The sequence below is a fragment of the Paraburkholderia sp. A1RI-2L genome (assembly GCF_048957375.1).
Taxonomy (GTDB): Bacteria; Pseudomonadota; Gammaproteobacteria; order Burkholderiales; family Burkholderiaceae; genus Paraburkholderia.
In genome coordinates, this window is the sequence record NZ_JARBTA010000002.1 from 444,580 (window position 1) to 465,915 (window position 21,336).

At 68.3% G+C, this 21,336-nt stretch carries 9 protein-coding genes; 7 read left to right on the forward strand and 2 right to left on the reverse strand.

Annotated features, from left to right (window positions below; translation table 11 throughout):
• Window positions 1–15: 15 nt before the first annotated feature.
• A complete protein-coding gene (locus PWP93_RS16880; RefSeq protein ID WP_421045211.1) occupies window positions 16–687 on the reverse strand; it encodes a sugar dehydrogenase complex small subunit in 672 nt (223 codons plus the stop codon).
• A 482-nt stretch (window positions 688–1,169) separates the two neighbouring features.
• Here PWP93_RS16880 and PWP93_RS16885 point away from each other — a divergent pair, with 482 nt between their 5' ends.
• The 7 genes from PWP93_RS16885 to treY all read left to right on the forward strand — a co-directional run bounded on the left by PWP93_RS16885 (window position 1,170) and on the right by treY (window position 19,744).
• The gene (locus tag PWP93_RS16885; protein WP_421045212.1) at window positions 1,170–4,697 is read left to right on the forward strand and encodes a maltotransferase domain-containing protein; all 3,528 of its coding nucleotides are present in this window, start codon (window positions 1,170–1,172) and stop codon (window positions 4,695–4,697) included.
• Complete coding sequence (gene treS, locus PWP93_RS16890) at window positions 4,694–8,170, forward strand: maltose alpha-D-glucosyltransferase (protein ID WP_421045213.1); 3,477 nt, start codon at window positions 4,694–4,696, stop codon at window positions 8,168–8,170. The genes PWP93_RS16885 and treS overlap by 4 nt, the downstream gene beginning before the upstream one ends.
• On the forward strand, window positions 8,163–10,385 hold the full coding sequence (gene glgB / locus PWP93_RS16895) for a 1,4-alpha-glucan branching protein GlgB (protein WP_421045214.1): 2,223 nt from the start codon (window positions 8,163–8,165) through the stop codon (window positions 10,383–10,385). The genes treS and glgB overlap by 8 nt, the downstream gene beginning before the upstream one ends.
• A 78-nt stretch (window positions 10,386–10,463) precedes the next feature.
• Window positions 10,464–12,722 (forward strand): glycogen debranching protein GlgX, encoded by a 2,259-nt coding sequence (glgX, locus tag PWP93_RS16900; protein WP_421045215.1) that lies wholly within the window; start codon window positions 10,464–10,466, stop codon window positions 12,720–12,722.
• A gap of 13 nt (window positions 12,723–12,735) precedes the next feature.
• A complete protein-coding gene (treZ, locus tag PWP93_RS16905) occupies window positions 12,736–14,634 on the forward strand; it encodes a malto-oligosyltrehalose trehalohydrolase (RefSeq protein ID WP_421045216.1) in 1,899 nt (632 codons plus the stop codon).
• Window positions 14,631–16,871, forward strand: a complete 2,241-nt coding sequence (malQ, locus tag PWP93_RS16910; RefSeq protein ID WP_421045217.1) for a 4-alpha-glucanotransferase — start codon at window positions 14,631–14,633, stop codon at window positions 16,869–16,871. Before treZ ends, malQ begins: the two co-directional genes overlap by 4 nt.
• Window positions 16,868–19,744, forward strand: a complete 2,877-nt coding sequence (gene treY, locus PWP93_RS16915; protein WP_421045218.1) for a malto-oligosyltrehalose synthase — start codon at window positions 16,868–16,870, stop codon at window positions 19,742–19,744. Before malQ ends, treY begins: the two co-directional genes overlap by 4 nt.
• Before the next feature lie 18 nt (window positions 19,745–19,762).
• Here treY and PWP93_RS16920 read toward each other — a convergent pair whose 3' ends face one another.
• Window positions 19,763–21,202 (reverse strand): hemolysin family protein, encoded by a 1,440-nt coding sequence (locus PWP93_RS16920; protein WP_421045219.1) that lies wholly within the window; start codon window positions 21,200–21,202, stop codon window positions 19,763–19,765.
• Window positions 21,203–21,336 lie beyond the last annotated feature (134 nt).

The following is a 21,336-nucleotide window of genomic DNA, read 5'->3' on the forward strand; positions in this document are numbered from 1 at the left end:
GTCGTCCCTCGTTGCCTACGGCCTGGCCGATGCGGAGGACAGCGCTGCCACCGTGGCGGCCGGCATGTCAGCGGGTTTCGTTGTCCAGTAGAACGGCACGTCGCGGCAATACGACGGGATCGTCAGCACGTCGCTGACCGGATCGAACATCAAGGCTTTCTCGTAGGCCACCACCTGCACCTTCGGCATGTCGCCCACGAGCCCGAGATACCACGCGCGCACGATGTCGCCGACGGTCGCCGCAAGCTCTGGCCGATCGATCCTGAGCGCGGCCGTGACGGTGTCCGAGGGCACGCCGCCGTGCCCCTTGATCCACGTGTTGAGCGCGCCGACGTTCTGCTCGAACGTGCTGCTCGCGCGCGCAAGTGCGGCGTGGATGCGCTGGCCGAGCACGGCGTCGAAGCGCATGCGGCCGGTAAGGGACTGGGAGAGTGCGATGAAGGCCTGGTAGCCACTGTCCGCGGGCGTACCGGCAGCGGGCGCGCTGGCTGAACCGGCCGCCGCTGCATCGGCAATACCGAAGGCATACTGCGCGCCACGCCGGCCGGCCAGCGCGAAAGCGAGCGTCGCGGCGGCAGCGCACGCGCCGGTCACGAACCGGCGCCGGCCAGGGCGTGCGATGCGCCGATCGCGCGATGCACGAGCATGGGGCAAATGAACGGTCCCGTTCTGCGTCACATCGGTCATGGATACTCCAGACGAAGGGTCTATCCCGCGCGAGCGGGGCTACACACTTGCCGCCAATGCCGGCGACGATGCATACGGGAAAAGTTTGCAATCTTGTCCAAACATGCGCGTACCGGACCGATCCATGCATGAAAGGTACGGATGACGCGCTGCGCCTGCAATATAGCGTTTCCTGACCCGTTTCGACAAACCGTGCGTTGCGATGCCCGGCATAACACGCGGCCGACGAGCCTGCGTGGTGGCGGCCAACCGGTCGAGCGGCGGCCTCGGGCATATGCCTTGCTGGATCTCCCCCGTGCCTGGTTCCGGCGGATTTCTGTCTGGCTCCTGTTTGGTTCCGGCCGGCTCTTGCACTACTCTGAACAGGGCGTGCCGCTCGCATGGCTTGTGCGGTTCGCTCCGGCAGCCCACGGGCAACGTGATCGCATCCGGTGTTACATCGGCTTTGCATCCACGTCGCCCGACGAATCTGGATAAGACCGATGGAAGCTCCCCACGCCTATGCGCCGCGGATCTATTTCGTTCATTCCGTCCTGGTCGGAGCGCTCGACGCGTGGCCCGCGCAATTCGCGCACGCCGCCTCGCTAGGCTTCGACCATGTCCTGATCGGCGCCTTGTTCGCGCCGGGCGTCGCAACGTCGGGCGCCACGGGCGATGACCGCATCGTCGCCGATCACACCCGCTTGCATCCCGCCTTCGGCACGCACGAGCGCATGGACGAGACGCTGCGCCTGCTCGCGTCCACCGCGCGCTCGCGCGGCATCACGCTGCTCGCGGACCTCACGCTCGACCGCACCGCTGCCCATGGCGCGCTCCACACCGCGCATCCCGAATGGTTCCATCCCTTCGAGCCCGAAGACGCGCGGCTCGATCCGCGCCACGGCCATCGCGACGCCAACGTCGCCTATGCCGACTTCGCGCGCGCGGGTGCGCCGCTCGCGGTGTGGTGGGCGCAACTCGCGAGCCGTCTCGCCGATGCAGGCATCGGCGGTTTTCGCATCGATTCGCCGCATCGGGTGCCGGCCAACGTGCTGCGCGCGATCTTCGACGCGGTGCGCGCGAGCCATCCGCAAACACACTGGCTCGCGGCCACGCCAGGCCTCGCGCGCGACGAACTCGCGCAACTCGAGCATGCCGGCTTCGACGCCGCGTTCACGTCGCTGCGCTGGTGGGATTTCTCGTCGAGCTGGCTCGCCGAGGAGCACGCGGTCATGCGGCGCGTGGGTTCGCCCATCGCGTTTCCCGAGGCGCCGTATGGCCCGCGCCTCATTCATGAACTGCGCGACCGGGAAGGCGGCGCGGCGTTGGACATGCGCACCGTCGAGCGCGCCTGCAGCCGCATGCTGCGCGCGGCGGCCTCGCTCGGCACGGGCTGGCTCGTGCCGATGGGCTTCGAATACGGCATCGACGATGCGATCCGCCACGACACGCAAACGCTGGACGCGCACGCATGGGAAGCCGCGAAAAAGCGCGCGCCGTTCGACCTCAGCGCCGATATCGCGCATGCCAACGCAATGCAGCGCGAAACCTGGACGCTCCAGACCAACGGCGAACTGCGTGCGCTCAACGGCCCCGGCGCGCCCGTGGCCGCGCTGCTGCGCGGCGACCACGCCGATCTGCGCGAGTCCGGCGAAGCGCTGCTCACGCTCGTCAATCCTTCGCTTGATGCGCCCGTGCGCGTGAACATGGCGCATCTGCTCGACGGCGTGCCCGGCAACTTCACGCGTTTCACGCCGCTCGACGCGCAGACGCTGCGCGGCGCGCGCACGAGCGCGCCTCACGACGCGAGCGCCGTGCCCGAAACCTTCGCACTGCCCGCGGGCGCTTGCTGGATGTTCGGCGCGCTCGCGAGCCCGATGGTCACGCTCGCGCCGCCCGAGGATCTCGCGAAGTCGCCCACGAGCGGCCACAAGAGCGTGATCGAAGCGATCGCCGCGCCGCGCATCGCAATCGAGAGCGTGCAGCCCTCGGTCGATCATGGCCGCTTCGTCGCGAAGCGCGTGGTGGGCGAGCGCTGCGAAGTGCGCGCGGCGATCTTCGCCGAAGGCCACGACCGCATCGACGCCGCCGTCCTCTGGCGCGCCGCCGACGAAACCGCGTGGCACGAAGCCCCAATGACGCCGCTGCCGCCCGCCGGCACCGATCTATGGAGCGGCCACTTTCCGCTCGAACGCGTGGGGCGCTACGAATTCGTCGTGATCGCGTGGCGCGACGATTTCGCCTCGCTCGCCGATCATCTGCAGAAAAAGCGTGCGGCCCATCAGCCCGTGGATCTCGAGCTCGAAGAATCGAGCCGCCTGCTCGCACTCGTGCTCGCGACGGCGCGAACCTCGGGCGAGAACGAACCAGGCGGCCTCGCGCATGCGCTCGATGCGCTCGTGAAGCGCTTTATCAGCGCCGACACGGATACGCGTTGCGCGATGCTCGCCGCGCCCGCCACGGCCGCCGCTGTGCGCGCGGCCCGTCATCGCCCGTTCCTCGCGCGCGACGCCCAGGTGCAACGCGTGGACGCCGAACGCGGCGCCGCGCGCTACGCAAGCTGGTACGAGATCTTTCCGCGCTCGATGAGCGACGACGAAACGCGCCACGGCACCTTCGACGACGTGATCGCCAAGATGCCGCGCATCCGCGAGATGGGTTTCGACGTGCTGTACTTCCCGCCCATTCATCCGATCGGGCTCGCGAACCGCAAGGGCCGCAACAACGCGCTCACCGCGCAGCCCGGCGACGTGGGCAGCCCCTACGCGATCGGCGCGGCCGAAGGCGGCCACACCGCCGTGCATCCGCAGCTCGGCACGCTCGACGACTTCCGCCGCATGGTAAGCGCCGCGCATCGGAACGGCCTCGAAATCGCGCTCGATTTCGCGATCCAGTGCTCGCCCGATCATCCGTGGCTCAAGGCGCATCCGGGCTGGTTCGCGTGGCGGCCCGACGGCACGCTGCGCTACGCGGAAAATCCGCCGAAGAAGTACCAGGACATCGTGAACCCCGAGTTCTACGCGCACGATGCGAAGCCCGACCTCTGGCTCGCGCTGCGCGATGCGATCCTGTTCTGGGTGAACCACGGCGTGCGCATCTTCCGCGTGGACAATCCGCATACCAAGCCGCTGCCGTTCTGGGAATGGATGATCGCCGACGTGCGCGCGCGGCATCCCGACGTGATCTTTCTCTCCGAAGCCTTCACGCGCCCGCGCCTGATGTACCGGCTCGCCAAGATCGGCTTTTCGCAGTCGTACACGTACTTCACGTGGCGCGAGTCCAGGCGCGATTTCATCGACTACCTCACCGAGCTCACACAGACGGCGGTGCGCGACTTCTACCGGCCCAACTTCTTCGTCAACACGCCCGACATCAATCCGCGCTATCTGCAAAGCGGCGCGCGTTCGAGCCATCTGATCCGCGCGGCGCTGGCCTCGCTGCTCTCGGGCCTGTGGGGCGTCTATAGCGGCTTCGAACTCTGCGAGGCGCGCGCATTGCCCAACAGCGAAGAATATCTGGACTCCGAAAAGTACCAGCTGCGCGCCTGGGACTGGGACCGGCCCGGCAACATCGTGCCGGAGATCACCGCGCTCAACCGCATCCGCCGCGCAAATCCCGCGCTGCAGACGCATCTGGGCATCACGTTCCTGCCCGCGCACAACGAAGCCATGCTGTGCTTCGAGAAAGCCACGCCCGCGCGCGATAACGTAGTCGTGGTGGCGATCAACCTCGACCCCCACGCCGAGCAAGGCGCCGACTTCGAGCTTTCGTGGTCGACCTTCCAGCACTGGCAGATCGACGATCGGGCGCGCCTTGCCGTGGTCGACGAAATCACGGGCGAGCGCTTCGAATGGCAAGGCCGCTGGCAGCATGTGCGGCTCGATCCGCACGCGCGGCCGTTCGCGATCTGGCGCATCGCGCCCATCGACGGACTGCCGCGCGAAACCCCAACCCTGGAGACGGCAGACGAGCCGCATATCGAAGGTCACCCCGAACTGGACCAGGACTTCCCGCCCGGAGGAGCGACATGAAACGCGATCCCGCCTCCCACGAGACGCCGCCGCACGCAGAAGCGCCGCTCACGCATGACCCAACCTCCACCGAGTCCGAGGCTCATGCGGAGCACGAGCACCATGGCACGCAAAAGCGCGGCAAACCCTCGCAGCTTTCCGACGATCCGCTCTGGTACAAGGACGCGATCATCTACCAGGTGCATGTGAAGTCGTTCTACGACTCGAACAACGACGGCGTAGGCGACTTCCCGGGCTTGCTCGCAAAGCTCGACTACATCGCTGGCCTGGGCGTGACGGCGATCTGGCTGCTGCCGTTCTATCCTTCGCCGCGCCGCGACGATGGCTACGACATCGCCGACTACCGCAACGTGCACCCCGACTACGGCCAGCTCGCCGACGTGCGCCGCTTCATTCAGGAAGCGCACGCGCGCGGCATCCGCGTGATTACCGAGCTCGTCATCAATCACACCTCGGACCAGCACCCGTGGTTCCAGCGCGCGCGGCGCGCGAAGCCCGGCTCGAACCACCGCAACTACTACGTGTGGTCGGACACCGATCAGAAGTACCAGGGAACCCGCATCATCTTCATCGACACCGAGCCGTCGAACTGGACCCACGACCCCGTCGCGGGCGCCTACTACTGGCACCGCTTCTACTCCCACCAGCCCGACCTCAATTTCGACAACCCGGCCGTGCTGCGCGAAGTGCTGCACGTGATGCGCTTCTGGCTCGACATGGGCATCGACGGGCTGCGCCTCGATGCGGTGCCCTACCTCGTCGAGCGCGAAGGCACCAACAACGAGAACCTGCCCGAGACGCACTCGGTCCTCAAGCAGATTCGCGCGACCATCGACGAGCATTACCCGAACCGCATGCTGCTGGCCGAGGCGAACCAGTGGCCCGAGGACGTGCAGGAGTACTTCGGCCAGGAAGACGAATGCCACATGGCGTTCCACTTCCCGCTGATGCCGCGCCTGTATATGGCGATTGCGAGCGAAGACCGCTTCCCGATCATCGACATCATGAAGCAGACCCCGGATCTGCTGCCGAGCTGCCAGTGGGCCGTGTTCCTGCGCAACCACGACGAGCTCACGCTCGAAATGGTTACGGACTCCGAACGGGACTATCTCTGGAACACCTATGCGAGCGACCGGCGCGCGCGCCTGAACTTGGGCATCCGGCGGCGCCTCGCGCCGCTCATGGAGCGCGACCGCCGCCGCATCGAGCTCATCAACTCGCTGCTCCTCTCGATGCCGGGCACGCCCGTGATCTATTACGGCGATGAGCTCGGCATGGGCGACAACATTCACCTCGGCGACCGCGACGGCGTGCGCACGCCGATGCAGTGGTCGTCCGACCGCAACGGCGGCTTCTCGCGCGCCGACCCCGAGCAACTGGTGCTGCCGCCGCTGATGGGCTCGCTCTACGGCTACGACGCCATCAACGTGGAGGCGCAAACGCGCGATCCGCATTCGCTGCTCAACTGGACGCGCCGCATGCTCGCCACGCGCCGCGCGAACCAGGCGTTCGGGCGCGGCTCGATCCGCTTCCTGCGCCCCGCCAATCGCAAGATCCTCGCGTACCTGCGCGAGATGCCGGGCGAGCCTGCGATCCTGTGCGTGGCGAATCTCTCGCGCGCGCCGCAGGCGGTCGAGCTCGATCTCTCCGAGTTCGCGGGCGCGGCGCCCGTGGAGATGACCGCCGATTCGGTGTTCCCGCCCGTCGGCCAGCTGCCCTATCTGCTCACGTTCCCGCCCTACGGCTTCCTGTGGTTCCTGCTGTGCCCGGGCGATCAGCGGCCCTCGTGGAGCCAGCCGACTTCCGAGCAGTTGCCTGAATTCGTGACCGTCGTGATTCGCGAAGGCCAGACCGGGGCCACGCCCGAGAACGTGCGCCTGCTCGAATCCGAGGTGCTGCCCTCATGGCTGTCGCGGCGGCGCTGGTTCGCCTCGAAGGACAAGGCGCTGCGCGCCGTGCGGCTCGCCGCGCTCACGACCATTCACGGCGCGGGCTTCGCCTTCACCGAGATCGAGGCCGAACTCGCCGACGGCACGAGCGAGCGCTACGTGCTGCCCATCGCCATCACCTGGGGCGCGGACACCACCACGCCGCTGCATATCCAGCTCGCGCTCTCGCGCGTGCGGCGCGGGCGCACGATCGGCTACCTCACCGACGCGTTCTCGCTGCCATGGTTCGCCCATGGCGTGCTGCGCAAGCTGCGCGAGCACGCAGCCGTGCCCACGGTGCAGGGCAGCACGATCCGCTTCGAGCCCACCGACCGGCTCGACGAGATCGATTTGGGCGAAGCGCCCGAAGTCCGCTGGCTCGCCGCCGAGCAGAGCAACAGCTCGCTGATCGTGGCCGAAACCATCGTGCTCAAGCTCGTGCGCCGCCTGATCGCCGGCGTGCATCCCGAAGCGGAAATGAGCCGTTACCTCACGCAGCACGGCTACGCGAACACCGCGCCGCTCTACGGCGAAGTGGTGCGCGTGGATCCGCAGGGCGTGCCGCATACGCTCGCGATCCTGCAAGGCTATATCGACAACCAGGGCAATGCGTGGGACTGGGCGCTCGATTATCTGCGCCGCACCGTCGACGACCTCGCGCTCGCCGCCGACGACGGCGACACCGGCGACCAGGCGCATGAAGAAGAAGTGATGCAGAACTATGCGTCGGTGATCGGTGCGATCGGCAAGCGTCTGGGCGAGCTGCACGCCATACTCGCCACGCCGAATGACGACCCGGCGTTCACGCCCGAAGCCGCGACGCGCGAGGACGTGGGCCAGTGGATCGCCGATACGAAAAAGATGCTGGCCGAGGCGCTCGACATCGTCGCGCAGCATACTGGCGAGAAAGTTCACACGCTCGACGACGACGCGCGCGAGCTCGCACGCAGTCTGGTCGAACACCGCGAGCAACTGATGGCGAAAATCGACGAGCTCGTGCCGCTCGACGCGTCGACACTGCGCATCCGCATTCACGGCGATTTCCATCTCGGCCAGGTGCTGATCTCGCAAGGGGACGCCTATTTGATCGACTTCGAAGGCGAGCCCGCGCGCTCGCTCGAATACCGCCGTGCGAAGCAGTGCGCGCTGCGCGACGTCGCGGGCCTGCTGCGCTCGCTCTCGTATGCGGGCGCGGCGGCCCAGTCGACCACCGAAAGCGCCCCGCAGCAGATTGCCGAGCGCAAGCACGCGCTGTTCGAACGTTTTCGCAACCATGCGGCCGAGACGTTCCTGAGCCAATATCGCGCGGCCGTCTCGCAAGCCCCGCTCGCGCTCGTGAGCGCCACCCACGAGCAGGCGCTGCTCGACCTGTTCCTGATCGAGAAGGCCGCCTATGAAATCCGCTATGAGGCGGCCAACCGGCCCAGCTGGCTCGCGCTGCCGATCCGCGGGCTTGCCGCGATCGCGAACCGCGTGCTCGGCCTCGCGCCCGCGCAAGCGCCAACCCACACGCACCCGCACGCGGGAGGAAGCGGACATGGCTGAACGCAAACCCGACGCCGGCCTGTATCAGCACGACATCGACGCGCTCCTCTCGGGCCGCCACGCCGATCCGTTCGCGCTGCTCGGGCTGCACTGGGTCGATGACGCGCCGTACGTGCGTGCATGGCTGCCGAACGCGGCGCAGGTACGCGTGCTCGCGCGCGACCGCGCGCAGACGCTTGCAGAACTCGCGCTCGTGCATCCCGCAGGACTCTTCGCCGGGCCGCTCACGCAGGCTGTGCCGTACCGGCTTGAAATCGACTGGCACGGCGTCACGCATGAAACAGAGGATCCCTACTCATTCGGCCCGCAGCTTGCGCAAGACGCGCTGCACCGGCTTGCCGACGGCGATCCCTACGCGGTGCTCGAATGCCTCGGCGCACGACCGCTGACCTGCGAGGACGTGCCCGGCGTGCGCTTCGCGGTATGGGCGCCGAATGCACAGCGCGTTTCCGTGGTGGGCGACTTCGACGCGTGGGACGGACGCCGCCATCCGATGCGGCTGCGCCACGAGGCCGGCGTATGGGAACTGTTCATTCCGCGCTTGGCCGCCGGCGCGCGCTACAAGTACGAGATCCTCGGCGCGCGCGGCGAGGTGCTGCCATTGAAGGCCGATCCGTGCGCGTTCCAGACCGAAGCGCCGCCTGCCACGGCTTCGGTGGTCGCGCCAGTGGACGCGCTCGACGGTTTCGCGTGGCGCGACGGCGAATGGCTGCAAACACGCGCGCAAAAACAAAGCGCGCGCGCGGCCATGTCGATCTATGAAGTGCATGCGCCCTCGTGGCTCCCCACGCATGGCGCAGATGCGCCCACCCTTTCGCCCGACTGGCAGGCGCTCGCGGAGCGCCTGATTCCCTACGCGCAAGGCATGGGCTTCACGCATCTCGAGCTGCTGCCCATCGCCGAGCACCCGTTCGGCGGCTCGTGGGGCTATCAGCCGCTGTCGCAATTCGCGCCCACCGCTCGCCTCGGCTCGCCGCTCGACTTCGCGGCCTTCGTGGATCGCGCGCACGAGGCCGGGCTAGGCGTGATCCTCGACTGGGTGCCCGCACATTTCCCGAACGATGCGCACGGCCTGATCGACTTCGACGGCACCGCGCTCTACGAGCACGCGGACCCGCGCGAGGGCTATCACCCCGACTGGAACACGATGATCTACAACCTCGGCCGTCGCGAGGTGAGCGCGTTCCTGATCGCTTCGGGACTCGCGTGGCTGATGCGCTATCACGTCGACGGCCTGCGCGTCGATGCCGTCGCTTCGATGCTCTACCGCGACTATTCGCGCGCGCCCGGCGAATGGGTGCCGAACATCCATGGCGGCCGCGAGAATCTCGAATCGATCGCCTTCCTCAAGCGCCTCAATCACGAAACGCAGTACGTGCCGCAGCGCCCCGGCGTGATCACCATCGCAGAGGAATCGACGGCCTGGCCCGGCGTGACAGCGCGCCCCGAGGACGGCGGCCTCGGCTTCCAGTTCAAGTGGAACATGGGCTGGATGCACGACACGCTCCATTACATGCACGAAGATCCGGTGTATCGGCGCTATCGCCATCACGAAATGACCTTTGCGATGGTCTATGCATGGTCCGAGCGCTTCGTGCTGCCGCTCTCGCACGACGAAGTCGTGCACGGCAAGGGGTCGCTGCTCGGCAAGATGCCCGGCGACCGCTGGCAGCGCTTTGCGAACCTGCGCGCGTACTTCGGCTTCATGTGGGCGCACCCGGGCAAGAAGCTGCTGTTCATGGGCGGCGAGTTCGGGCAGATGGCGGAGTTCGATCACGACGGCACGCCGCACTGGGACCTGCTCGACGACCCGCTGCACCGCGGCGTGCAAACGCTGGTGCGCGACCTCAACCGGCTCTACGCAGACGAGCCTGCGCTCCACATGCTCGACGCGGAACCGGGCGGCTTCGAATGGCTCGTCTCCGACGACACCGAAAACAGCGTGCTCGCGTGGCGGCGCGTGGACGGCTCGGGCCGCGAGATCGTGGTGGTCTGCAACTTCACGCCGGTACCGCGCCACGGCTACCGGATCGGCATGCCGCAGCCCGGCGAATGGGAGGAAGCGCTCAACACCGACGCCGGCATCTACGGCGGCTCGAACATGGGCAACGGGGGCCTCGTATGCACGGAGCCCGTGCAAAGTCACGGCAAGCCGCAATCGGCGGCCCTCGTGCTGCCGCCGCTCGGCACGCTGATACTGCGCTTGCGCCGCTAATCCTTTGCACGCGCCGCGCCCGCCACAAGACCATCAGGAATCCGATGCAATACAAGAAACACGAGAAGGAGCATCGACATGGCTAATGGCCTGCCCGAGCCACTGCTGCCCGGCGCGCCCTACCCGCTCGGCGCGACATGGGACGGGCTCGGCACGAACTTCGCGGTGTTCTCGGCGCACGCGTGGCGCATCGAGCTATGCCTGTTCGACCCGACCGGGCGCAAGGAGCGCACGCGCTACACGCTGCCCGAATGCACCGACGAAGTCTGGCACGGCTATTTGCCGGGCGCCCATCCCGGCACGGTGTATGGATTGCGCGCACACGGCCCCTATCAGCCGCATCTGGGCCACCGCTTCAATCCGTACAAGCTGCTGCTCGACCCCTACGCGAAGCGGCTGATCGGCCAGTTCCGCTGGTCGGACACGCTGTTTGGCTACCGCGTGCATTCGAACCGCGCCGACCTCTCGTTCGATCGCCGCGACTCGGCGCCCGCCATGCCCAAGGCCGTGGTCAGCCACGACGCGTTCGACTGGTCGCGCGACGTCCGGCCAAACACGCCGTGGGGCAAAACCGTGATCTACGAGACGCATTTGCGCGGCATCTCGATGCTGCGTCACGAGCTGCGCTCGCACACGCGCGGCACCTTCGCGGGACTCGCCTCGCCGCGCTTCATCGAGCACCTGCACAAGCTGGGCATCACCGCCGTGGAGCTGCTGCCGATGCAGGCCCTGCTCACCGAGCGTTTTCTGTTCGAGCGCGGCCTGCGCAACTACTGGGGCTACAACCCGGCCGCGTACTTCGCGCCCGAGCCCTCTTATCTCTCGGGCCACGATCCCGACGAAATGCGCATCGCCGTGCGCCAGCTTCACGCGGCCGGCATCGAAGTGATCCTCGACGTGGTCTACAACCACACCTGCGAAGGCAGCGAAGGCGGGCCGACGGTCTCGTGGCGCGGCCTCGACAATGCAAGCTACTACCGCTGCGTGCCGGGCGACGAGCGGCATCTCATCAACGACACAGGCTGCGGCAACACGCTCAACCTCACGCATCCGCGCGTGCTGCAGATGGTGTCCGATTCGTTGCGCTACTGGGTCACCTCGTACGGCATCGATGGCTTTCGCTTCGACCTCGGCGTCACGCTCGGGCGCGAAGCGCACGGCTTCGATCCCGCCAGCGGTTTTTTCGACGTGTTGCGCCAGGACCCCGTGCTCTCGCGCGTCAAACTGATCTCCGAGCCGTGGGACGTGGGGCCGGGCGGCTATCAGCTCGGCCATCATCCGCCGGGCTTCGCCGAATGGAACGACCGCTTTCGCGACAGCGTTCGGCGTTACTGGCGCGGCGACCCCGGCCAGCGCGCCGATCTCGCCGCACGCCTCACCGGTTCCGCCGATCTCTTCGACAAGCGCACACGCCGCCCTTGGGCGTCGCTCAATTTCGTGACCTCGCACGACGGCTTCACGCTCGCCGATCTCGTCGCACATGAACACAAGCACAACGAAGCAAACGGCGAAGACAACCGCGACGGCCACAACGAGAACTGGAGCGCGAACTGGGGCGCGGAAGGCCCAACCGACGATCCGGCGATTCTCGACACGCGCGCACGCGTCGCACGCTCGATGCTCGCGACGCTGTTCGTCGCGCTCGGCACGCCCATGCTGCTCGCCGGCGACGAGGCGGGCCGCACGCAGCTCGGCAACAACAATGCCTACTGCCAGGACAACGAGCTGTCCTGGCTCGACTGGACGCTTGCCGCAACGCCGCAAGGCGAAGCGATGAGCGCGTTCGTCGCGCGCGCGATCGCGCTGCGGGGCGACCATCCAGTGCTGCGGCAGACGCATTTCCTGTTCGGCGACCGCGACGTGCTGCCGGACGTGCACGACGTGGACTGGTTCGACGAGCACGGCGCGCCGCTCTCGCCCGAGGCGTGGCAGGACCCCGAGGCGCGCGCGTTCGCGATGCGGCGCGCAGGGCCAGGACTCGACGGCGAAATAGAAGTATTGTTAATGATGCTGAACGCCTCCGCGCAGGCGGTGACGTTCACGGCCGCCGCGCCGCCTTTCGCATGGTCCGTGCTGCTCGACAGCGCGCGCCCCGCGGAACCGCCGCACGCCTTGCCAGGCACGAGCGTGGAAGTCGCCGCGCACACGCTCGTGGTGTTGGGCGCACGGCCTGCGCGTCATGGCGAACCCGGCGCGGCGCAAGACATCGAGGCGCAGGCGAACGGCCAGGAAAGAAGCGCGGCGCAAGGCAGCGGGACACCGCCGCCCGACCCGCGCCAGCCAGGCGCAGCGCCTGCCGACGAAGACGCAGAAGCAGGCCCAGACGACGACCGCTGAACAGGAATCAGCCATGGCCACGCTATCGCATGATCCGCACGTCCGCCATTACATGCACTGCCTGCCGTTCGGTGCGCAGTTGACGGGCGCCGCGCACGCGCAACCGCACACGCGCTTTCGCTTCTGGGCGCCCTCGTGCGACAAGGTGCAGGTGGTGTTCGAAGACGGGGCCTGCGCGCCGATCGACATGACGCCCAGCGGCAACGGCTGGTACGAAGCGCAGGCGCCGTGCGGCTCCGGCACGCTGTACCGCTACCGCATCGGCGAGGGCCAACTCGTACCCGACCCCGCTTCGCGCTTCCAGCCCCAGGGCGTGCATGGACCGAGCGAAGTGCTCGACGCGCGCGGCTACGCCTGGCAGCACGCGCACTGGCGCGGACGCCCCTGGGAAGACTCGGTGCTATACGAGTTGCACGTGGGCGCGCTGGGCGGCTATCGCGGCGTCATGAAACGCCTGCCCGCGCTCGCCGACATCGGCATCACCGCCATCGAGCTGATGCCCCTGAACGACTACCCCGGCGAGCGCGGCTGGGGCTACGACGTGGTGCTGCCCTATGCGCCGCACGCGGCCTACGGCACGCCAGACGAACTCAAGGCGCTCGTGGACGCGGCGCACGGTCTGGGCCTCCAGGTGTTCCTCGACGTGGTCTACAACCACTTCGGCCCGGACGGCAACTGGCTCGGCCACTACGCGAAGCCGTTCTTCAAGGCGGGCAAGCGCACGCCCTGGGGCGACGCGCTCGATTTCGCGCGCCCCGAGGTGCGCGACTTCTACAGCGACAACGCGCTCTACTGGCTCACCGAATATCGCTTTGACGGCCTGCGCATCGATGCCGCGCACGCCATCGACGACCCCGAGTGGCTGCGCGAGCTCGCCGACCATGTGCATGCGCGCGTGGAGCCCGACCGCCATGTGCATCTCGTGCTGGAAAACGAGCACAACGAAGCCAATCTGCTCGAAGCGCATTTCGACGCGCAGTGGAACGACGACGCCCATCACGCGCTGCACGTAATGCTGACCGGTGAATCGGAGGGCTATTACCGCGCTTTCGCCGACCACCCGATCCGCCACCTCGCGCGCGTGCTCGGCGAAGGCTTTGCCTACCAGGGCGACCCGTCGCCGATACATGCCGGCGCGCCGCGCGGCGAGCCTAGCGCGCACCTGCCGCCCACCGCGTTCGTGATGTTCCTGCAGAATCACGACCAGATCGGCAACCGCGCGCTGGGCGAACGCCTGCGCGCGCTCAGCGACGACGGCGCGCTGCGCGCGGCCACGGCGCTGCTGCTGCTCTCGCCGCAGATTCCGCTGCTGTTCATGGAGGAGGAATACGGCTCGACGCAGCCGTTTCAGTTCTTCACCGCCTTCGAAGGCGAGCTCGCCAAAGCGGTGCGCGAAGGCCGCCGCAAGGAATTCGCGGCGTTCAGCGCATTCAGCGACGCGGCGCAGCGCGCACAGATTCCCGATCCGAACGATCCGCAAACGTTCGTGAATTCGTCGCCGCCGGCGGACGCGCCGCTCGACGACGAACGGCGCGCGTGGATGCACTTCTACAAGTCCGCGCTCGCCGTGCGCGCGCGTCTTCTGATACCGCGTCTGCACGATGCGCGGCCGCTCGGCGCGACCGTGCTCGCCGACCACGCCGGCCACGCGCTGAATGCGCTCGTCGCGCGCTGGCGTCTCGCCGACGGCGAGACCTGGACGATCGCGCTGAACCTCGGCGCGCAAGGCGCGCCGCTCGGCGCACAGCCCGACGGCATGGTCGTCTTCGAGACGCCTGAGCGCGCGCGCGATATCACCGACCGTGGCGTGCTGCCTGAGAGCTCGTGCGTGGCATGGCTCACCGGCGCCGTGCCCGAGTACGCGCTCCATCACGACCCGCGCGTGGTGCGGCTCGAGGAACCGCTCACATGAGCACCGCGCGCCGCAGCGAGACGCTCGCCCAACTCGCGCAACGCGCGGGCTTTGCGGTCGAGTGGACCGACGCGCGCGGCATCGCGCAGCGCGTGCCCGACAGCACGCTCGCCGCGCTGCTCGAATGCGCGGGCCTGCCCTGCGCGAACGCCACGCAGATGCGTCACAGCGCTTCCGCGCTGAACGCGGAGCAGTCGTCGCGGCGCCTGCCGCCGCTGATCACCGCCGAATTCGAGAGCGCGATCGAATTGCCCGCTTCGGCGGTGCGCACGGGCAGCTACTATCGCATCGATCTGGAAAACGGCGAGCATATCGAAGGCCGCTTCACCGCGCCGCGCGACGCGCCCGCGTTGCTCGCGCCGCTTTCCGAGCCCGGCTATCACACGCTCTCGGTCCATGATCACCGCCTGACGATCGCCGTCGCGCCGCCGCGCTGCCACACCCTCGACGACGCCTGGCGCGCGCGGCACGGCGACACGGCGCGCGTGCCTCCGCTCTGGGGTGTCGCGGTGCAATTATATGGACTCCGACGCAATGGCGATGGCGGCATCGGTGATTACAGCGCGCTGGCCACGCTCGCCACGCAGAGCGCGCGGCACGGCGCGCATGCGCTCGCGGTCAGCCCCACGCATGCGATGTTCAGCGCCGAGCCGGGCCACTTCAGTCCGTACTCGCCCTCCTCGCGGCTCTGGCTCAATGTCGCGCATATCGATCCGGCCACCGTGTTCGGCGCGCAGGCCGCGCATGAAGCCATGCGCAAAGCCACGCAATCCAGCGACACAGGGCGCGAATTCGAAGCGCTGCCGCTCATCGACTGGACCCGCGCGCTGCCGCTCAAGCTCGCGGTGCTGCGCGTGCTCTTCGATCGATTCGACGATACGGAACGCGCCAGCGATTCATCGCGCGCCAAGGCATTCGAGGCGTTCTGCGCGCGCGGCGGCGAAGCGCTCGAAGACCACGCGCGCTTCGAAGCGCTCCATGCCGCGATGCTCAAGGAGCCTGCTGGCGCCCGTCACTGGCGCGACTGGCCCGCGCCCTTGCGCGACCCGCGCAGTGAAGACGTCGCCCGCTTCGCCGCGGCGCACCGGCGCGAAGTGGACTTTCACCGCTTCCTGCAATGGCTCGCGGCAGAAGGCCTCGCGCGCGCGCAACGCGAGGCGCGCGAAGCCGGCATGGCAGTCGGGCTGGTCGCGGATCTCGCGGTGGGCTGCGATGGCGCGGGCTCGCAGGCATGGGCGCAGCCCGACGACATGCTGCAGCGCGTTTCCGTGGGCGCGCCCCCGGACCTTTTCAACCAGGCCGGGCAAAGCTGGGGTCTCACCACGTTTTCGCCGCGCGCGATGCACAACACCGGCTTTCGCGCGTTCATCGCCATGCTGCGCGCCGCGTTCGCGCACGCGGGCGGCGTGCGCATCGACCACATCCTGGGGCTGCGGCGCCTGTGGCTCGTGCCCGAAGGCGAAAGCGCGCAACATGGCGCGTATCTGCGCTATCCGTTCGACGACCTCGTGCGGCTCATCGCGCTCGAGTCGTGGCGGCACCGCGCCATCGTGATCGGCGAGGACCTCGGCACCGTGCCGCCGGGCTTGCGCGAGCGGCTCGCCGCGCATGGGCTCTACGGTATCCGCGTGCTGTGGTTCGAGCGCGAGGGCAGCGCATTTCTCGCGCCAGGACGCTACGCCACGAACTGCGTGGCCACCCCCACCACGCACGATTTGCCGACCATCGCGGGCTGGTGGAGCGGCAGCGACATCGACTGGCGCAACCGCATCGGCCAGACACTCGCGCGCGCGGACGGGCGCGACCCCGTCGCGCTCGAACACACCCAGCGCGCCGCCGACCGCGCGGCGCTGTGGCGCGCGTTGCAGGACACCGGCTTTGCGCCGCACGATGCCGCCGAGCCCGAGGCATCGCCTGAGAATGCGCCCGTGGAGGGCGCGCTCGGCTACGTGGCGGTGAGCGCGAGCCCCCTCGTGACCTGTCCGCTCGAAGACCTGCTCGGCCTCGCCGATCAACCGAACCTGCCGGGCTCGATCGACGAGCATCCCAACTGGCGCCGCCGTCTGCCGCTGCCCGTCGACGCCCTGTTCGACGATCCCGCGTTCGCTGCGCGCGTGCGGACCGTCGTGCGTGCGCGTGCGCTGGCCGCAGGCATGGAAAGCGAAGCAGCAGCAGGCGACACCTCCGCGAGCCGGGACAATGCGCCGGCCGCGCCCTCGATGCGTTCCGTGCCATGACACGCCCGCGCGCCACGCTGCGCATGCAGCTCCATCAGGGCTTCACGTTCGACGACGCGCTCGCGCAGCTCGACTATTTCGCCGCGCTCGGCGTGAGCCATCTCTATCTTTCGCCCGTCACGACCGCGCAGCCCGGCTCGCTGCACGGCTACGACACGGTCGACTACGGCACGGTGAGCGAGGAACGCGGCGGCGAAGCAGCGCTGCGGCGACTCGCCGATGCGCTGCACGCGCGCGGCATGGGTCTCATTGTGGATCTCGTGCCCAACCACATGGGCGTGGGCGGCGCGCACAACGCGTGGTGGCTCGACATCCTCGAATGGGGACGCCACAGTGCCTTTGCGCGCTACTTCGACGTCGACTGGCATTCGCCCGACCCGGTGCTGCGCGGCAAGGTGCTGATGCCGTTCCTCGGCGCGCAATACGGCGACGAACTCGCAGCAGGCCGCATCGCGCTGAAGTTCGACGCGGCGCTCGCGCGCTTCTATGTGCAATACGGCCCGCACGTCTGCCCGATCTGCCCCGCCGATTACGCGACGCTGCTGCATGCCGCCAGCGACACGGATCCGCTGCAGACGCTCGCCGCGCCGTTCCAGGGCCTCACCACGCAGCCCGACGACCAGGCGCGCGCCGCCACCGCGCGCGCGGCGCTGCGCGACTTCGTCGAGCGCGAAGGCAGCGCCGCCATCGACGCTGCGCTGCAGGCGCACGCGGGCAACCACCCCGCCACGCGCGAGCGCCTGCACCGGCTGCTGGAGCGCCAGCACTTCCGGCTGGCGTGGTGGCGCACCGCCACGGACGAAGTGAACTGGCGGCGCTTCTTCGACGTGAGCGCGCTCGCGGGCGTGCGCGTGGAGCGCCACGACGTGTTCGAGTCCGTGCACAAGCTCGTATTGCGCCTTTACGCCGATGGCGTGATCGACGGCCTGCGCATCGATCATATCGACGGCCTCGCTGACCCGCGCGAGTATTGCGATCGACTGCAGCAGCGGCTCTCTTCGTTGCGCGCGCAACCGCCTTATATCGTGGTCGAGAAGATTCTCGCGCATGGCGAACCGTTGCGCGAAGACTGGGCCGTTCAAGGCACGACCGGCTACGACTTCATGAACGACGTGGGCGCGCTGCTCCACGACCCGGCGGGCGCTGCGCCGCTCGCCGCAAGCTGGGCCGCGATCTCGGGGCAGGACGTCCCCTTCGCGCGCGTCGCGCTCGATGCGCGCCGCGAAGTGCTGGCCGCGTATCTCGCGGCGGAGCTCGATCACGCGGCGCGCGCACTGCACCGCATCGCACGCGAGCAGCCCGCCACGCGCGACTTCACTTACGCGAGCGTGCACCGCGTGGTCGCGCAGCTGGCGATGCACTTTCCGGTCTATCGCATCTACCCGGTGAATGGCCTGCGCGGCCCCGCGGACAACCGCTATTTCGATCTCGCGCTGCAAGCGGCCCGCAAGGCGCTGCCGCGCGCGAGCCTCGCCGCGCTCGATCAGGTCGACGCGTGGCTTGGCGCGCATGCGCCGCCTACGGCTGCGACGAATGGCAACAGCAACGGCGCTGGTGCGGCCAGACACACCGCACAGAGCCCAGCGCCGCTGAGTCATGCGCTCATCGCACAGCGCACCGCGCTGACGCTGTTCTCCCAACTCACCGCGCCGCTCGCGGCGAAAGCAACCGAGGACACCGCGCTCTACCGCTACGGCAGACTGCTCTCGCGCAACGAAGTCGGCGCGGACCCGGACGACTTCTCACGCAGCCTCGATGACTTCCACGCAGCCAATGCGCTGCGCCAGCGCCGCTTCCCGTTCGCCTTGCTCGCCACCGCCACGCACGATCACAAGCGCGGCGAAGACGTGCGCGCGCGGCTCGCGGTGCTCAGCGAAATCGCCCCCGAATGGAGCACGACGCTGCGCGCGTGGTCCACGCTGAACCAGCCGCAGCGGCGCAGCGACGCGTTGCCTTCATCGTCATCGTCGGGCACGGAGGGAGAATGGGCGCCGGGCCCGGCGGCCGAAGCCATGCTCTATCAAACCCTGGTGGGCTGCTGGCCGCCCGATCTCGACGCCGGCAACGAAGTGCGCGTGCGCGAACTGGCCGAGCGCGTCGCGCAATGGCAAACGAAGGCGCTACGCGAGGCGAAGCAGCGCACCAACTGGCTCGTTCCTGACGAGGCCTACGAATCGGACTGCCAAGCATTTCTCTTCGACATTCTCGCGCCCCAGCGGCGCGACGGCTTCCTGCATGCACTCGCCACCTTCGTGGCGCGCATCGCGCCGGCCGGCGCCATCAATACGCTGCTGCAAACCGTGCTGCGCCTGAGTTCGCCCGGCGTGCCCGATCTCTATCAGGGCACCGAGCTATGGGATTTCAGCCTCGTCGATCCGGACAACCGCCGGCCCGTGGATTTTGCGTTGCGCGCGGCGGCGCTGGATAGCCGCGCGCCCGCCGCAAAATTGGCGCACTGGCGCGATGCGCACGTGAAACAGGCCATCATTGCGCGTCTGCTCGCGCTGCGCGAGCGCGCGCCGGCATTGCTGAGCGAGGGCGAGTACTGGCCGCTCGAAGTGCGCGGCGCGCAGGCCGCGCACGCGATTGCCTTCGCGCGCAGGCACGGCGAGACGTGGGCCGTGGTGATCGGCACGCTGCATGCAGCGGCGCTGCTCGAAGGCGACCTGCCGCTCGTCGAACCCGCGCGCTGGGACGATACGGCGGTCGTGCTGCCTAAAGCACCCACGGCGTGCCCGGCAACGGCCCTGCACGACTGGCTGAGCGACGCGACCCGCGCCGCGACGCGACACGATCAGGACAACGTGCTGTATCTGCGCGACGTGTTGAGCGCGCTGCCGGTCGCGGTGCTGTCGACCCTCGCGCCAGCCTGAGCCCAAGAAAAGGCGAGCTCAGCCGCCCTCGTCCTCCAGATCCTTCGGATACACGCGCACGAGCACGATGCGCGGCCCTTTCATCTTCTTGACGACGATGTCGAAGCGGTCGAACTCGACCCGCTGCCCCTCCGTGGGCAGATCGTTGAGCGCATGAATCACGAGGCCGCCCACCGATTCCGCACGCCCTTCGTCGATATCGATGCCGAGCGCCTGCTCCAGCGATACCACCGGCAAGCTGCCGCGCCCCATCAGCGTGCCGTCGTCCATGCGGGTCCAGTCGGTGTCGGCCTGATGAAATTCGTCGTGGATCTGGCCCACCAGCGCGCCCAGCATATTGTCGAGCGTGAGAAAACCGCCCGGCCGCATGCCCTTGCGCCCGACCAGCGCGAAGTGCGGCGCGCCCTTGCGAAAGCGCCGGAACAGCGCGAGCGCGGGCGTCTCGGGCTTCACGTACTGCACGGGACGCACGAACTTGCCGAGGTCATCGAGCGCGTGGCCCGCCTCGCGCGCGAGCAGCAGATCCTTCAGGTGAATGAGGCCCGCCACGCGCTCGCCCGAGGCGTCCTCGAAGAGCGGATAGCGGCTGAAGCGATGGCGCGCGACGATCTGCATGTTCTCAGCGAGCGAGAGGTCGCGGCGCAGGCCGACCATCTCGTGCGCGGGGCGCATGAGGTCCGAGACGGTCAGGCGCGAAAAATCCAGCGAATGCGCGAGCGCGTTCCATTCGTCGGCGCTGTAAGTGTCGGCGGTATGCGCTGCGCCTGCCGCGTTCCCGGCACGCCTCGCACGTTGAGCGATACCGCTGGCGCAGCCGTCCACCCGCGCGCTCGCATCGGCTTGCGCGCGCTCCTCGGCCTGCGCCTCTGCCGCCGAGCGGCGGCTGCGCAGGATCAGCTTGAGTTCGTCGGTCGAGTAATGGGTCTCGGTGCCGTGCTCCGCCGAGAGGCCCACCAGTTTCAGCACTGCATTCGCGCTCGAATTGAGCACCCAGATGGCCGGATACATCGTCCAGTAGAAGCCGTACAGCGGCGCGGCGGCCCATAGCGAGATCTTCTCGGCTTCGCGAATCGCGAGCGACTTGGGTGCGAGTTCCCCCACCACAATGTGAAGGAACGAAATCACCGTAAAGGCGAACGCGAGCGAAATGGCGTGGATCAGTTCCGGCGAGCGCACGCCCACGAGATCGAACACCGGTTCGAGCAACTGCGCGAAGGCCGGCTCGCCGATCCAGCCAAGGCCGAGCGAAGCGAGCGTGATGCCGAGCTGGCACGCGGAAAGATAAGCGTCGAGCTGGCCGTGGACCTTGGCGAGCAGCCGCCCGCGCAGGCCGTGCTGGGTCGCCAGGCTTTGCACGCGCGTCGCGCGCAGCTTGACGAGACCGAACTCCGCCGCGACAAAGAAACCGTTGAGGGCAACAAGCAACAGCGCGCCGGCGAGAGCGATAAGCTGACTCAAGAGAAAGGGCTCCGGAAAACGAATCGCTCAGTATAAGGGTGAAAGAACCCTGTAAGACCTGAACGGCTGGCCGGATGGCTCGCACGGCACGGCCTGTGCCCCCGGCGCGACACGCTTGCCGCCCGCCTGCGTCG

What these genes read in the sequence shown, in the direction of transcription:
- PWP93_RS16880 (WP_421045211.1), bottom strand. Translation starts at nt 687, where the DNA reads ATGACCGATGTGACGCAGAACGGGACCGTTCATTTGCCCCATGCTCGT.
- PWP93_RS16885 (WP_421045212.1), top strand. Translation starts at nt 1,170, where the DNA reads ATGGAAGCTCCCCACGCCTATGCGCCGCGGATCTATTTCGTTCATTCC.
- treS (WP_421045213.1), top strand. Translation starts at nt 4,694, where the DNA reads ATGAAACGCGATCCCGCCTCCCACGAGACGCCGCCGCACGCAGAAGCG.
- glgB (WP_421045214.1), top strand. Translation starts at nt 8,163, where the DNA reads ATGGCTGAACGCAAACCCGACGCCGGCCTGTATCAGCACGACATCGAC.
- glgX (WP_421045215.1), top strand. Translation starts at nt 10,464, where the DNA reads ATGGCTAATGGCCTGCCCGAGCCACTGCTGCCCGGCGCGCCCTACCCG.
- treZ (WP_421045216.1), top strand. Translation starts at nt 12,736, where the DNA reads ATGGCCACGCTATCGCATGATCCGCACGTCCGCCATTACATGCACTGC.
- malQ (WP_421045217.1), top strand. Translation starts at nt 14,631, where the DNA reads ATGAGCACCGCGCGCCGCAGCGAGACGCTCGCCCAACTCGCGCAACGC.
- treY (WP_421045218.1), top strand. Translation starts at nt 16,868, where the DNA reads ATGACACGCCCGCGCGCCACGCTGCGCATGCAGCTCCATCAGGGCTTC.